Consider the following 15,428-nt stretch of genomic DNA (forward strand, 5'->3'; position numbering starts at 1 on the left):
TCCAAATCCGATCATTCTGTCACATAACAGATAGGAGCCCCCAATGATCCTCGCAGATTTCAAAACATCCATCCAACGTGCCGCTCGCGATGGCAGTCTGCAGGCTGGGGTGATCGGCGACGGGGTGATGATACCGGGGCTGAATGGCGATGTGCCGCTGGTCTACGCCGATTACGTCGCATCGGGCCGGGCGCTGCAACAGGTCGAGGAGTTTGTCACCACTCAGGTGCTGCCCTTCTATGCCAACTCCCACACCGAGGCCTCTTACTGCGGCTCATACGTCACCCGGATGCGGCGCCAGGCCCGCGCGGAAATCGCCCGCATTGCTGGTGCGACACAGGACGACACCGTAATCTTTGCCGGCTCAGGCGCCACCGCCGGGTTGAACCGTTTGGTCAGTCTGCTCGGGATCGAGGAGGCAGATCACCCGGTGGTCTTTATTGGGCCATACGAACATCACTCCAACATCCTGCCGTGGCGTGAAAGCAAGGCCAAGGTCGTTGAGATCCCCGAAAACGCTGACGGTGGCGTTGATATGGATGCCTTGCAACAGGCTCTGATGGATCATGCGGACTGTGACCTGAAAATTGGCAGCTTCTCGGCGGCCTCGAATGTGACCGGTATCCTGACAGATCCAGATCCGATCAGCCGCATGCTACACGCACATGATGCCTTGTCGGTTTGGGATTACGCCGGCGGTGCGCCTTATCTTCCTATCGACATGGGCGGCAACGGTGCCGCGCGCAAAGATGCGGTTGTGGTTTCGCCTCATAAATTCCCCGGTGGACCGGGCTCGTCTGGTGTCCTGATTGTCAATCAAAAGGCTGTGCGCCGCCGTTGCCCATCCTGGCCTGGTGGCGGTACCGTCAGCTTTGTCTCGCCTTGGTCCCATGAATACAGCAATGATCTGGCCGCCCGAGAAGAGGCCGGTACGCCGAACGTCATTGGCGATATCCGTGCAGCACTGGTGTTCTTGGTCAAAGAGGCCGTCGGTCAGGCCGAGATCGAAGCCAAGGAAGAGCATTTTTCCGATATGGCGCGCAAAGGCTGGGGGGATAATCCTCATCTGACATTGCTGGGTAGCCCCACGGCGTCTCGTTTGCCGATCTTCTCGTTCCTGGTGACAGGCGCGTCCGGCGCCCCGGTGCATCAGCAACTGTTCACCCGTATGCTCAGCGATATCTACGGCATTCAGGCGCGTGGCGGCTGTGCCTGCGCCGGCCCCTATGCTCACCGCCTGCTGGAAATTGATCAGGATGCCTCGGACGAGCTGTTTGCCGATCTGAAGGCGGGCAAGGAAATGCGCAAGCCGGGCTGGGTGCGGCTCAACTTCTCATATCTGATGAGCGACGAAACTGCCCAGTACATCATCGACAGCGTCAATGAACTGTCGCTGAACGCCGAGGAAATGGCCGAGCAATACTCGGTAGACCAAAGCACAGCCCGGTTCAAAGCTCTTGTTGCATGATGTATCTGATACGCAGAATTTAGCGCGCCGCACGCTTGTGTGATCTTGCGGCTTCCCCAATGGGGTACAGACAGCTATTAGGGTCTCCGATAAGGAGCCCGCATTATGAATAAGATCACGCCGCAGCCCGGTATTATGGACATCGCCCTGTATCAGGGTGGCCAAAGCCAGCTTGCCGGCCATGCGGAGCCGTTGAAACTCAGCTCTAATGAAAACCCGTTCGGCCCCAGCCCCAAGGCGGTTGAGGCCGCAGCGGCGCAGATGGCGGCCATGAATCGCTATCCCAGTACCGATCACGCAGAACTCCGCGCTGCTATCGCCTCGGCACATGGGGTGCAAGCTGAGAACGTGATCTGTGGTGTGGGCTCTGATGAGGTCATCCATTTCCTGTGTCAGGCCTATGCCGGACCGGGTGCCGAGGTCATTCACACCGAACACGGCTTTGCCATGTATCGCATCAGCACGCTTGCCGCCGGGGCCACCCCGGTCGAGGTGGCCGAGCGTGATCGCTATGTGGACGTTGACGCGATCCTTGCTGCAGTGACGGATGCGACCAGTTTAGTATTTATCGCCAACCCGGCTAATCCAACTGCAACGCTACTGCCAATGGCCGAGATCACACGTCTGGCCGACGGGTTGCCGAAGAACGTCTTGCTGGTGCTGGACGGGGCCTATGTTGAATTTGCCGAAGGCTACGATGGCGGTAAGAAGTTGGTCGAAACCCGCGATAACGTGGTGATGACCCGGACCTTCTCCAAGCTTTATGGTTTGGGCGGCCTTCGTGTGGGTTGGGGCTATGCGCCACTGCCGGTGATCGAAGTGCTGAACCGTATCCGCGGCCCGTTTAACCTGTCAAACGCAGCACTGTCCGGCGCCGAGGCCGCGCTGGCGGACAAGGACTGGGTAGCCGACTGCCTGTGCACCAACGCAGACGAACGCGCCCGTCTGACGGGCGGATTGCGCCAGCTTGGCTTTGGCTGCGACGACAGCGCCGCCAACTTTGTTCTGGCCCGGTTCACAGATGAGGCAGAGGCTTTGACGGTAGATGCATACCTAAAAGAACAAGGCATCATCGTGCGCCATCCCAAAAGCTATAACCTGCCGCATTGTCTGCGCATTACCGTCGGTCGCCCCGAGGACAATACCCGCGTGCTCTCGGCACTGACCAATTTCAAACAACAGGCGCAGGACGTTTCCGTATGAGCACCCAAATCTACAACCGTGTTGCCCTGATTGGATTGGGTTTGATCGCGTCGTCAATGTACTGGGCAATCAAAAGGGGCGGATTGGTCGGCGAAGTCACCGGCTATGCCCGTAGCGAAGCCACGCGCGATAAGGCGCGTGAAATTGGCCTGTGCGACCGGGTTTGCGTCAGCGCAGCCGAGGCCGTCGAGGGTGCCGACCTTGTAGTTCTCTGTGTGCCGGTGGGTGCCATGGGCCCCGTGATGCAAGAGATCTCTGGATCACTGATGCCGGGTGCTACGGTGTCCGACGTGGGGTCCGTAAAACGAAATGTGATAGAGGCCGTGCAGCCGCATATCCCGGCTGGCGTCCACTTTGTGCCGGCCCACCCGCTGGCAGGTACCGAACACTCCGGTCCTGAATCCGGTTTTGCCGAGCTGTATGACAACCGCTGGTGCCTGTTGGTGCCAGTAGAAGGCAGTGATCCCGAGGCTGTCGCCAATTTGCGTGCCTTGTGGGAGGGCATGGGGGCAAACGTGGACGAGATGGATGCCGACCATCACGATCTGGTGTTGGCCGTCACCAGCCACACACCGCACCTAATTGCTTACACCATGGTGGGCGTTGCAGATGATCTGCGCCGGGTGACCGACAGCGAAGTGATCAAGTATTCGGCAGCCGGTTTTCGGGATTTCACCCGTATCGCCGCCTCGGACCCAACCATGTGGCGCGATGTGTTCCTAAGCAACAAAGAGGCGACACTGGAAATCCTCGGGCGTTTCACCGAAGAGCTGTTTGCGCTGCAGCGGGCGATCCGAACCGGCGATGGCGAACATCTGCACGATTATTTCACCCACACCCGCGCCATCCGGCGTGGCATTATTGAGGCTGGTCAGGATACTGACGCGCCTGATTTCGGTCGTGGGCAAGCTGTAGCAACAACAAGTGGACAGGAGAAATGATCATGCGAAATGGAATGGTTGCGCTGGCATTTGTGGGCGGCGCGTCGGTTTGTGCTGCTGCTCCGGAAACTTCTTTGCGACCAGCACCGCGACCGGCTGAACCTGTTCAGATGGCGGCTTTGGCGGTGACTGCGACATCACCTGACACACAACTGCGACCGGTCGTTCGACCCGTGTCAGACCAGATCCTGATGGCCGCCGCGCGACCCGCGGATCTGCAATCACTCAGCCCTGAACTATCCCTGCGCCCGTCGTTGCGGCCCGATAGCATTGTCGAGCAAGCCTTGTTCAAGCGCCGCAGGCTCCGCAAGGGATCGGTGTGTGGTGATATCAGTATCCAAGGCGAGAAAGTTGGACATGTACCAGCCAAACAGGCTGGTTGTGGTGCGCAAGATGCGGTGCGGGTGCGCTCAGTGGCTGGGGTGACACTTAGCCAGTCGGCGGTGATGACATGCGAAACCGCACAGGCGTTGAACACATGGGTTGAGGATGGTTTGCAACCCGCATTTCGCCGCAGGAACCAGGTCGTCAGCCTGCGCGTGGCCGCGCATTATGCCTGCCGCACTCGCAACAACCGGCCAGGCGCCAGAATATCCGAACACGGCAAGGGGCGGGCGATCGACATTTCCGGCTTTACTCTGGAGAGCGGCGAGTTGGTCACTGTTGCCCAGGGGTGGAGCGCCAAAGGCTTTTCCAAACGGTTGCGTAAAGCCTGGTCTGCGGCCTGTGGTCCCTTTGGAACGGTCCTGGGTCCCGAGGCCGATAGGTACCATCGCGACCACTTTCATTTTGATACAGCTAAGCACCGAAGCGGTCCGTACTGTCGTTAAACGTTCGACGATGGGCTCCCGTGCCTAAAGGGATGATCGGCGATCCCGATCCCCCAGTAGACTTGGGCGTGGCGCCGTGCTGTGCACGGCGAAACAGAAAAAATAGTAAAATCAGTGCTGAGAAGCGCTTGAGCGGCAGATCTGCCTCTCAAGACGCCTCGTCCAGTGTGTTACGGCTCGCTCTCGCGTCAATGAGCTACGCCCGCACCAAAGCTGCGGTGGCCTGCGGCCATCATTGACACGAGATCGAACCACCCTGCGCCGCGTTAGCGGCGCCAGGCCCAACGGAAGGCGGCATCCTCGATGCCGAGCGACGGGCGGGAGATCTTGTTATCTCAGTATGAAACGTGGCGCGGGTCCAAGTGGGATAGGGCCCAGGGCGATGTGGCCATTGCGGAAATTCAGCTGGGTGTCGAGATCATGCGGATTGCCGCCAAGCCCAGCAAACAAGCCCATCACCCGCTCGATCCCATCGCGGGCAGAGGCCGGTAGCACCCCTGCGTCCTCAGCCATCACCAGCATCTTGCGCCAGTTCTCAACCTTTAGAGATATCTTCCCATTGGCGAGACCTGCTTCGTTGATGTCCAGATCCCCTGTCGCTTTTAGACGCAGCTCACCCCAGTGGGCATCTGCCAGCCTAAGAGATATTTGGCGCGGTTGCGGGCGGTGTAATTCTAACGCCGCGCGGTCCCAAGCGGTGTCAAACGTTACCTCCATGTCCAGCGCCAATGTGTCAAAGCTATCGGGCAGGGCATCCGTAGCCGCCAACAGCTCACGCAACTTGGCACCAGGAGCGAACCCGGTCGCAGTGCCCAGAAGCTGATAGCGTTCAGGACTGTCGGACTGGGTCATCGTCAGGTGCAGCGAGTCGGCTCCCATGGCCGTTCTGTCGCCATCCTTGATTTCCCAGACGGTGCTGGTGAGTTCCATTTCCTCTAGCTCGAGAGCCAAACCTGGGGCCATAAGTAGTTGCGCCTGCAGGTCTTTGGCGACAATCACCATAGTTTTGTCAAAGTAGGACAGGCGCTGTGGGGATGGCGCAAACCGAAGTGTTTGACGACCGGGCCAAATTGCCGGGCTTTCGATCTCCAGCCAGTCGGCTCTCCAGGCCGTACCGGTACCAGGATCTGCGAGGGTTGGCTGCGTGATCCGGATAGTGTGGGTGCTCGGATAACCGCCGCTGCTTAACGTCGAGTACTCTGCCTGCCAGCCCTGTCGCTGCTGTTCTGAGAACCAGCCGCTGATGCCACTGCGTAGCCCCCAGCCGGCCGCGAACCAGTATAACGACCACAACAATACCCCAGCCATGAGAAGTTTCATTACGCGCAGCATCGACAGCCTCTTTTTTCTAATCGATTTTTGCTGTTTATAGACCCGAAACCAGAGAGGGCCAGTGGAATGACGATGTGGGTTTTTGGATATGGATCTTTGTTATGGAATCCCGGCTTTCCCGTGGCCCGGCAAGAGGTGGCAACATTGCACCGCTATGCGCGGTCGTTTTGTATGAGTTCTATTCATCACCGGGGCAGTGAAGAAAAACCAGGTTTGGTGCTGGCGCTGGATGAAATTCAGGGGGCCCATTGTACCGGGCTGGCGCTGGCGGTTGAGCCTGGCCATGAGGAAAAAACTCTGGCGGAGTTGCGAGAGCGGGAGCTGATTTCGTCGGCTTACCTGGAACGGGATCTAGAGGTTGAGCTGGCCAGTGGCGAAACCGTCACTGCAGTGACCTATGTCATCGACCCGCATCACGTTCAGTATTGCGGAGACCTAAGTTTGGAAGACCAGGCTCAGATCATCGCGGTTGCGGTAGGTGGGCGCGGGCCAAACCCCGAGTATCTATATAATACTGCTGCGCATTTGGCCGAAATTGGCCTTCGGGATGCTGACCTTGACTGGCTGACACAGCGGGTCCGGGTACTAACGGCATAAAGCCTTGGCGCTTTGTAATAATATTCTGTAGGCTCTGACATAAGAGCAGAGTTGATTTCAGGAACACCCACGAATGGCGCAGCCACACAGCGAGGTCCGAGTGCAATTTTCGCAACCGTTCCGCCAAATTACCATGATGTTGATCGCGTTAGGCCTGTCTGGGTTTGGTGCCTTTGTGGCCCTGCCGCGTGTGCTACCGGTGTTTCAGTCCAATCCTTGGCTAAACGGCTTTATCCTGCTGGTGTTTGTCTTTGGCGTGCTGGCCTGTTTCTGGCAGGTTATTCAACTTATCCGGTCAGTGCGGTGGATTGAACGGTTTGCCGCCGGAGAGATCCGTGATGAGGCTCGGCCACCGTCAATGCTGGCACCTCTCGCAACGATGCTGCGAAGCAGAGCAGCGCGGATGCAGCTTGGCTCGTCCTCCACCCGATCTATCCTCGATACGGTTGCCAACCGCATTGATGAAGAACGAGAAATCACGCGCTATATCGTCAACTTGCTGATTTTCCTGGGCCTGTTGGGGACATTCTACGGTCTGGCCACAACGGTTCCGGCGGTTGTGGAAACCATTCGCAGCCTGTCGCCAAAAGATGGCGAAGATAGTCTTGCGGTGTTCAAGCGCTTGATGAGCGGGCTTGAGGATCAGTTGGGCGGCATGGGCGTGGCCTTTGCATCGTCGCTGCTGGGCCTGGCAGGTTCGTTGATCGTTGGCTTGTTAGAACTGTTTGCCGGCCATGGCCAAAACCGGTTCTACCGCGAGCTAGAGGAATGGCTGTCCAGCTTTACGCGGGTCAGTTTCTCGTCAGGTGAGGAAGGAACCGGTGAAGCCAGTGTCGTGACTGACGTTCTAGACACCATGGCCGAGCAGATGGATGCGCTGCAGGCGTTGTTTGTGCAGTCCGCCGAAGGCCGTGATTTGATCAACCATAAGCTGGCTGATCTGGTCGACAGTATCTCTGCGATGAACCAGCGTCAGGATCAGAACGACGCAATTGCCAACTCGCTAGAGCGGGTTGCAACCGGACAGGAAGCGTTGACAGAAGTCATGCGCGCCTATGGCAGTGACGCAGGGATCGACGCGGAAAGCCGCATGCGGTTGCGGTCGATTGATGTGCAGATGCTGCGTATCCTAGAAGAGATTTCGGCCGGCCGTCAGGAGAGCTTGGCAGAGCTGCGCCGCGACATCGATGTGTTGGTCAAAGCATTTACCCGCCCACGTGGTCGCTTGCGGGCCGAGGTGAAGCCAGACAGCGGAGAGGCTTGATCCATGGCCTTGTCACGTCGCACTGGGCAACGTTTCCAAGCCTCAATCTGGCCAGGATTTGTCGACGCGATGACCGGGCTTCTTCTGGTCTTGATGTTCTTGATAACGATTTTCATGATCGTCCAGTTTGTGCTGCGCGATACGATTTCAAATCAGGAAAGTGAACTGGATACACTGGCCAGTGAAGTTGGCGCCTTGGCTAATGCATTGGGACTGGAAGAGCGTGCCAACAGCCAGTTAAACGCCCGCCTAGGGGCGCTGAACGCAACACTGAATGACACCCAGACTGATCTGGACCGTACGCGGGCGCAATTGGGTGAGCAGGCGACGCTGATCGCATCGCTGACCAGCCAACGCGATCAACAGGCCGATGAATTGACGGCGGCTTCTGCCAAAATCACCTCGTTCGAGGTTCAAGTCGCGACATTGCTGGCGAACCGGGATGAGGCAAATGCCAGCATTGCCGCTTTGCAGGCGGATCGCGAGGCACTAGAAAACGCACAGGCTGACCTGCTGTCAGAGCAGGAGGCACTGAACCTGGCACTGGCGCAAAGCCGGGATGAAATTGACCTGCAAGCCGAAGCCGCGCGATTGGCCGCAACTAAACGCGAGGCGCTGGAAGCATTGATTGCCGGGCTTGAGCGGGAAGGGGATGTTCGTGACGCCGAGCTGACTGGGGCTCGACAGCTTAGCAAAGAGCGTGCAGCAGCCCTGGCAGCAGCACGCCAACAACTCAGCGACGAAGAGGCCGCGCGTCTGGTCGAGGCTGCTGCCGCCGAGGCGCTACGCCAGAAACTGGCGAGTGCTGACACCGAGCTCACCGCGATGACCCTGGCGTTAGAGGCCCAACGGAAAGAGGCCGAAGATACGTTAACTCTGTTGGCGGCGGCAAATGTGGCCAAAAAGGCGCTGGATGCAAAGCTGGCAGAGGCACTAACCGCGATCGAAGCAGCAAGGGCACAGACCCGAGAACGCGATGAGTTGACCGAACGGCTGACCCGTGTGCTCGCCCAGATGCAGATCACTCAGTCCACAGCCGAGGCGCGCGTTTCAGCGTTGGAGGTAGAGTTGGGCCGTATTCGTTCAGATAGTACTGTGACCCGTGAACGGTTGATCGCTGAGTTGGCTCAGGCGCGCGATGAAGCTGCGAAGACACGTGATGCACTGGCGGCAGAATTGGCGAGCCAGCGCGCTGCCAATGTACAGTCCAACTCGGACTACCAGGCTGAATTGCAGCGCATGCAGACTGAAGACGCCGCCGCTCGCGCTAAACTGGAAACACAAATTGCGGCACTGCAGGCAACAGCCGATGCGGAACAGCGCGGATTGCAGCAGCGTCTGGCTCAGGTGCAGGCAGAGGCCGCCAGCGCCGAGGCGGGGCTCTTGTCCCAGCTTGAGCAGGCGCAGGCCGATCTGGCCGCCATGCAATCGGCGGCCAATTCAACCGAACAAGAGCGCGCTGCGGTGGAAAGCCGATTGCTGAATGCACTGGAAGCCTTGGAAAAGGCGCAGGTCGCGGCGTCGGATCAAGAGGTCTTGCAAAGCCGTCTGCTGGCCGCGCTGGACCAGCAGTCCGAGACGGAGGGTCGTGCCGCCGAGCAACTGTCATTGGCGCAACGCCGCGCTGCCCTGCTAGAACAGGCGCGCGCTTCGCTTGCAGGAGAGAAAGCGGTTTCCGCCGAGGCGCAGCGCCAAACGGCTTTGTTGAATCAACAGGTTGCAGCGTTGCGAAAGCAGCTGGGTAGCTTGCAAACCCTGCTGGATGATGGACAGGCGCGTGACGTGGCGCAGCAGGTCCAGTTGCAGAACCTTGGCAAAGACTTGAACGCAGCATTGGCCCGCGCCGCATCAGAAGAGCGCAAACGCCGTATACTGGAAGAAGCTGAACGTAAGCGGCTAGAGGCGGAAGCGATTGAACTGGCAAACCGGGCGTCGGATCTGGAGAGCCAGGCCGAAGATCTGGAGCGGTATCGGTCAGAATTCTTTGGCCGCCTGCGCGATGTTCTAGGCAATCAGGAAGGTGTGCGGATTGAAGGCGATCGTTTTGTCTTTGCCTCAGAGGTGCTGTTTCCGCCGGGCGGCTACAATCTGTCCCCAGAGGGCGAGGTCGAGATTGCCAAGGTTGCCGATATCCTGCGTAGCGTCGTGGGCGACATTCCCCCAAGTATAGATTGGGTGATCCGGGTCGATGGTCACACGGATGACGTACCATTGACCGGGCACTCCAAGTACGCGGACAACTGGGAGCTTAGTCAAGGCAGGGCGCTGTCGGTGGTTCGGTTCCTGGTCGAAGTTCTGGGCATTCCTCCGGGACGATTGGCGGCCAACGGGTTCGGGGAATACCAGCCTGTCAACACCGATGACACCCCCCAGGCCCGCGCGCAAAACCGCCGCATTGAGCTGAAGTTCACCGAGAAGTAGGCTCGCAGGCGCGTTAGCGAATGGTCATGGCTTGTTCAAAACGCGCATACTCGGCGCCATTTCGGGTTAGCGTCGCAACGCCAAGATAGTCACCGTTTGGCCATTCAGCTGTTTTCAACCGCTTGCCAGCAGCGCGAAAGAACTGAGCCTGATCCTTTGACAGAGTGGTTTTGTGATCCACAACGCGACCATCTGGCCCGTCTATAGTCAGCGCAACAATATCACCTTTTTGCCCGCCATAGGCATAGGCCCAAAACACCAGCGCCGGGGCGGTGGCAGCAAGAGGGGATTGATCAGCAGTCCCTGCCTTTACCGTATCATACTCTGGCACAGTGGTGCTAAACCCACTCTGCAACAGACCGCCGGCGAGATAGTCAGGAGCATCCTGCCAAAGGGTTTCGCCACTCTCACCACAGGCAGAAATGGCCGAAAGATCAAACGGGTCTGTGACCTTGCCGTTGTGGCGAACGCTGAGGTGAAGATGTGGGAATTGGGTTTTTCCGCTTAACCCAACTTGGCCCAGAATTGCCCCAGCATCGACGCGCTGGCCTGTTTTCACACTGGCAGAGCCGGACTTCATATGGCAATATTGGGTTTCCCAGCCACCCTCGTGGCGTAGAACAACGCCATTACCACACTCTTGACCTGCGGTGGCATCGGTTGGACCAATGTCTGGAACACCGTCGCGCATACCCCGGACAACACCGGGCGCTGCGGCCAGGACATTCACACCGCGCTCCATATCGGCCAGAGACGGCAGGGCGAAATCAGTGCCCTTGTGGCCGTCGTAGCCCAGACCGCCGCATTGATAGTCAGACATGCCCGGGCCCGGGGCACGATCAACGTAATTTTGGATGTAACAGGTCTGGCCTAGTGTGCAGTCTATGGGGAGTTCCAACATGAAATCGCTCGCCCCTACAGGAGGGGCGAGCGTTATTGTCAGAGCCAGGAAGGCAAACCGTGGCATCAATCAGCGGTAAGCAACGGTGGCTTGTCGCCTGAAATCCGAGGCTTGGCTGGGCCTTCGATCCGCAGATCCAGCGCGCCATCCTTGATGCCAACCTTGACCACCCCACCTTTGGCGAGCTTGCCAAACAGCAGTTCTTCGGCCAGCGGCTTTTTGATGTGCTCCTGGATGACACGTCCCAAAGGCCGCGCCCCCATTTTGTCATCATAGCCTTTGTTGGCGATCCATTCGGCAGCTGGGCGGGTCAGCTCAATCGTGACATTGCGATCCAGCAGCTGTGCCTCAAGCTGAAGAACGAACTTCTCGACCACCTGCATGATGACCTCTTTAGGCAGGGCGCCAAACGAGATCACGGCGTCAAGACGGTTGCGGAATTCCGGCGTAAAGGTGCGTTCAACTGCAGCTGTGTCCTCACCCTCGCGGCGGTCACGGCCAAAGCCAATGGCAGATTTCGCCATTTCCGAGGCACCCGCGTTGGAGGTCATGATCAGGATCACATTGCGGAAGCTCACCGTGCGACCATTATGGTCTGTCAGCTCGCCGTTATCCATAACCTGCAACAGGATGTTGAACACATCCGGGTGCGCCTTTTCGATTTCATCCAGCAGCAATACACAATGTGGATGCTGATCGACGCCATCGGTTAGCAGGCCACCCTGATCAAAACCAACATAGCCCGGAGGCGCACCGATCAGGCGGGAAACGGCGTGTTTTTCCATGTACTCGGACATGTCAAAACGTAGCAGTTCAAGACCCAGCATATCGGACAGCTGTTTGGCCACCTCGGTCTTGCCGACGCCGGTTGGGCCGGTGAACAGGTAGTTGCCAATTGGCTTTTCTGGTTCGCGCAGACCTGCACGGGCCAGTTTGATAGCCGAGGACAGCGCCGTGATGGCATCGTCCTGACCAAATACCACGCGCTTCAGTGACTTTTCCAAATCTTTCAGCACTTCGGCATCGTCCTTGGAAACGCTCTTTGGCGGGATCCGGGCGATCTTGGCAACGACGGCTTCAATCTCTTTGACGCCGATGGTCTTGCGGCGTTTGCTTTCGATGATCAGGTGCTGGGCGGCGCCAGCCTCGTCGATCACATCGATGGCACTGTCTGGCAATTTCCGGTCGTTTATATAGCGAGAGGCCAGTTCCACAGCCGTTTTGATGGCTTCAACCGTGTATTTGGTGCCGTGGTGTTCCTCAAAATACGGTTTCAACCCGCGCAGGATCTTCACCGAATCATCAACCGAGGGCTCCTCGACGTCAATTTTCTGGAACCGACGCGCCAGCGCCCGGTCTTTTTCAAAGTGCTGACGGAATTCCTTGTAGGTGGTCGATCCCATCGTGCGCAGCTTGCCGCCCTGCAGTGCAGGTTTCAGCAGGTTAGACGCATCCATTGCCCCACCCGAGGTGGCACCAGCGCCAATCACGGTGTGGATCTCGTCGATGAACAGCACCCCGTCTGGATGTGCTTCCAGCTCGGTCACAACAGCCTTCAGGCGTTCCTCAAAATCACCGCGGTAGCGAGTACCAGCCAGCAGCGCGCCCATGTCGAGCGAGAAGATAGTTGTCTTCGACAGAACCTCAGGGGTTTCACCTGCCACAATTTTGCGGGCCAGACCTTCGGCAATGGCGGTTTTGCCAACACCAGGATCACCAACCAACAGTGGGTTATTCTTGCGGCGGCGGCATAGAACCTGAATGCAGCGCTCAACCTCTTGGTCGCGGCCGATCAGCGGATCAACATCGCCTTCGCGGGATTTGGCATTCAGGTCAACGCAGTACTTGTCTAGCGCGCTTTCCTTTTTGTCCTCTTCGGTAACGGGCTGAGCCTCGTCTTCGGGGTCATGGGCGCCGGTTACCGGGCGTTGCTCGCCAAAGGCGGGATCCTTGGCCACGCCATGGGCGATGTAGTTCACCGCATCATACCGGGTCATTTCCTGATCCTGTAGGAAATAGGCGGCGTCGCTTTCGCGCTCAGCAAAGATAGCGACCAATACGTTGGCGCCGGTCACTTCGGTACGTCCAGAGCTTTGGACGTGGATCGCCGCGCGCTGGATCACCCGCTGGAACGCAGCTGTTGGCACAGCTTCGGATCCATCAATGTCAGTGACCAAGTTGGACAAGTCTTCATCAATGAATTCTACCAGCGTCTTGCGCAGCTCGGTTAGATCGACGCTACAGGCCTGCATGACGCGGGCCGCCTCTGGCTCGTCCAACAAGGACAACAGAAGGTGTTCTAGCGTGGCGAATTCGTGGCGCCTTTCGTTAGCCAGCGCAAGCGCGGCGTGGATGGCGGTTTCTAGTGTGCTCGAGAATGAAGGCACGGGCGTGCTCCTCTGTCTTGGGTCGGTGGGGAGACCATACGTTTACCAATCTTCCCCTGGTACCAACCATGTCCTCATAGTGTTAGATTTTGGTTGATAGAGCCGTGGCTTCAAGGCTTTTCTTGAAAATAATACTCACATTCCTTGTGATCGTGCCTTTTATCCCCAGCCTGTAATCCGTCAAAAACTGTCTTTCCGTTTTCGAATCTCTGCAAATACCTGTTTTGAATCAACATCCTTCATGCCCATGGCCTGTTTCACTGCTTCGTGTCCGGCGCGTAGAAAGGGGTTTGTTGCCAATTCCAACGACAGCAAGGAAGGCACAGTTGTTTGGCCGGCTGCACGTGCTTTTGCGATGTCAACGACTCGGTCCTGCAACGCGGGGTTGTCGGGTTCGATAGTTAACGCAAAGGCGCCGTTGGATTGCGTGTATTCATGACCCGAGTAAACCACGGTGTCAGCGGGCAGGGCGGCCAGCGTGCTCAGGCTCTGCCACATTTGCTCGGGGCTGCCTTCAAACAGGCGCCCACATCCCAGTGCCATTAGACTGTCGGCGGTAAAGACGGCCTTTGACTCTGGAAAGTAGAACGCGATGTGACCAACCGTGTGGCCAGAAACGTCGATGACCTGGACATCTTCGCGCGACAACGAAAATACCGACCCGTCTTTCACCGCCAAGTCTAACGGTGGCAGCCGGTGGGCATCCGCCTCGGCGCCGACAACAGTTGGACTGTACGTTTGGCGCAACTCTTCCAGCCCATCGATATGATCCCAGTGGTGGTGGGTAAGAAGGACAAAATCTAGCCCCCAGCCGCGCGCTTCAAGCTCAGCCTTGATTGGCGCCGCTTCGGGTGCATCAACCAGCGCTGTCAGGCCACTGCCAGAGGAATGCAATAAAAAGGCGTAGTTATCTGACAGGCATGGGACGGTGATGATCTCAAGAGGCATGGTCATTCGCCCTTTCATGGTTAAACTGTGGAACAGATTGACCGAAGCGACAGGCGCCTGCAATGCATCTTGATGTGCAAGATTTGAGAAATTTCTATTACCGCAGTACCCTTGGGCGGGCGGCGCAGGCGTCGGTTCGGTCGCGACTGTTGGAAATGTGGCCGGATGTGACCGGGCATACTGTGGCTGGGTTTGGTTTTGCTGCCCCTTTAATGCGCCCTTATTTGGCCGATGCCCGCCGGGTTGTGGCATTGATGCCGGGGCCGCAGGGGGTAATGCAATGGCCCGCAGGACAGCCCAATGTTTCTGTCCTGTGTGAAGAGACACGCTGGCCGCTAGACACAGGGCGCGTAGATCGGTTGTTGGTGATGCATGGGCTGGAAACATCTGATCACCCCGCCAGACTACTAGAGGAGTGCTGGCGTGTATTGGGGCCGGGCGGTCGCGCCATTTTTGTGGTGCCAAACCGGGCCGGACTGTGGTCGCGATCGGACAAGACACCGTTTGGCTATGGTCGCCCCTATACACTGGGCCAGTTAGAAAGCCAGCTCAGAGCCCATCAGTTCACCACAGAAAGACATGCCGCAGCACTGTATCAGGTGCCTTCAATGCGGCGGTTCTGGCTGAAGACTGGACCAGCGATAGAGAAAATGGGCCGTCAGCTACCAACAGTTTTGGCAGGCGGTGTTTTTTTGGTTGAGGTTAGCAAGCAGGTTCACCAGCCCCGAGGGTTGGCGACCAAAGTCAAGGCCCGTAGCCGTATCCGAGTGCTAGAGGGATTGTCTAATCCGATGCCGAAACCGGCGTGATCTGACCTGCCGCCGGTTGATTCCCTGTTTTCCCCTTCATCCGCGTAAAAACGGCGCCAGACCCCCGTAATGGGGCGTTATCCACAGGCGAAAATGGCTTTTTGCACCGCTTGGAATCGGAAAAACTCGCAAAAGTCTTACCTTTTTCTGTCCATTAAGGGGGCGCAAAGGGTCGCACTTTGGCTAGTGCTTTGAAAAGGTTGAATTAAGCAGTTTTGGTGTTGCCACTATCTATTGTTGCTTGGTGGCTATTGCTCTGTTACATCCACGCTGATTTTATCGTCCTTCCGTGATGGGAGGGCTGACTCACGCCCCCGGATGCTGCCG

At 57.8% G+C, this 15,428-nt stretch carries 12 protein-coding genes; 8 read left to right on the plus strand and 4 right to left on the minus strand.

What is annotated here, in order from left to right:
• Positions 1-43 precede the first annotated feature (43 nt).
• From DL239_RS12060 to DL239_RS12075, 4 genes are all read left to right on the plus strand, one after another.
• Positions 44-1,468 carry an aminotransferase class V-fold PLP-dependent enzyme gene (locus DL239_RS12060; RefSeq protein WP_167684348.1) on the plus strand — a complete coding sequence of 475 codons (1,425 nt, stop codon included), beginning with the start codon at positions 44-46 and terminating at the stop codon, positions 1,466-1,468.
• Between the two features lie 105 nt (positions 1,469-1,573).
• Complete coding sequence (hisC, locus tag DL239_RS12065; RefSeq protein ID WP_167684349.1) at positions 1,574-2,671, plus strand: histidinol-phosphate transaminase; 1,098 nt, start codon at positions 1,574-1,576, stop codon at positions 2,669-2,671.
• A complete protein-coding gene (locus DL239_RS12070; RefSeq protein WP_167684350.1) occupies positions 2,668-3,612 on the plus strand; it encodes a prephenate/arogenate dehydrogenase family protein in 945 nt (314 codons plus the stop codon). The genes hisC and DL239_RS12070 overlap by 4 nt, the downstream gene beginning before the upstream one ends.
• Positions 3,613-3,614: 2 nt before the next feature.
• Positions 3,615-4,442: an extensin-like domain-containing protein gene (locus DL239_RS12075; RefSeq protein WP_240931853.1), complete on the plus strand. Its 828-nt coding sequence runs from the start codon at positions 3,615-3,617 to the stop codon at positions 4,440-4,442.
• Between the two features lie 330 nt (positions 4,443-4,772).
• On the opposite strand, the gene DL239_RS12080 is transcribed toward DL239_RS12075, so the two are convergent.
• Positions 4,773-5,762: a DUF2125 domain-containing protein gene (locus DL239_RS12080; protein ID WP_240931854.1), complete on the minus strand. Its 990-nt coding sequence runs from the start codon at positions 5,760-5,762 to the stop codon at positions 4,773-4,775.
• A gap of 78 nt (positions 5,763-5,840) precedes the next feature.
• On the opposite strand from DL239_RS12080, the gene DL239_RS12085 reads away from it, so the two are divergent.
• From DL239_RS12085 to DL239_RS12095, 3 genes are all read left to right on the plus strand, one after another.
• Positions 5,841-6,371: a gamma-glutamylcyclotransferase gene (locus DL239_RS12085; protein ID WP_167684353.1), complete on the plus strand. Its 531-nt coding sequence runs from the start codon at positions 5,841-5,843 to the stop codon at positions 6,369-6,371.
• Positions 6,372-6,444: 73 nt separating this feature from the next.
• The gene (locus tag DL239_RS12090) at positions 6,445-7,635 is read left to right on the plus strand and encodes a biopolymer transporter ExbB (RefSeq protein ID WP_167684354.1); all 1,191 of its coding nucleotides are present in this window, start codon (positions 6,445-6,447) and stop codon (positions 7,633-7,635) included.
• Between the two features lie 3 nt (positions 7,636-7,638).
• A complete protein-coding gene (locus DL239_RS12095; protein ID WP_167684355.1) occupies positions 7,639-10,056 on the plus strand; it encodes a peptidoglycan -binding protein in 2,418 nt (805 codons plus the stop codon).
• Between the two features lie 13 nt (positions 10,057-10,069).
• Here the strand turns inward: DL239_RS12095 and DL239_RS12100 are convergent, their stop codons facing one another.
• The 3 genes from DL239_RS12100 to gloB all read right to left on the minus strand — a co-directional run bounded on the left by DL239_RS12100 (position 10,070) and on the right by gloB (position 14,298).
• Positions 10,070-10,876, minus strand: a complete 807-nt coding sequence (locus DL239_RS12100; RefSeq protein WP_369410565.1) for a M23 family metallopeptidase — start codon at positions 10,874-10,876, stop codon at positions 10,070-10,072.
• A 146-nt stretch (positions 10,877-11,022) separates the two neighbouring features.
• Entirely contained in the window at positions 11,023-13,344 is a 2,322-nt protein-coding gene (gene clpA, locus DL239_RS12105) for an ATP-dependent Clp protease ATP-binding subunit ClpA (protein ID WP_167684357.1), read from the minus strand.
• A gap of 180 nt (positions 13,345-13,524) precedes the next feature.
• On the minus strand, positions 13,525-14,298 hold the full coding sequence (gene gloB, locus DL239_RS12110) for a hydroxyacylglutathione hydrolase (RefSeq protein ID WP_167684358.1): 774 nt from the start codon (positions 14,296-14,298) through the stop codon (positions 13,525-13,527).
• A gap of 56 nt (positions 14,299-14,354) precedes the next feature.
• Here gloB and DL239_RS12115 point away from each other — a divergent pair, with 56 nt between their 5' ends.
• Positions 14,355-15,101 carry a class I SAM-dependent methyltransferase gene (locus tag DL239_RS12115; protein ID WP_167684359.1) on the plus strand — a complete coding sequence of 249 codons (747 nt, stop codon included), beginning with the start codon at positions 14,355-14,357 and terminating at the stop codon, positions 15,099-15,101.
• The last annotated feature ends 327 nt before the right edge of the window (positions 15,102-15,428 follow it).

The sequence above is a fragment of the Parasedimentitalea denitrificans genome (assembly GCF_011813015.1).
Classification (GTDB): Bacteria; Pseudomonadota; Alphaproteobacteria; order Rhodobacterales; family Rhodobacteraceae; genus Parasedimentitalea; species Parasedimentitalea denitrificans.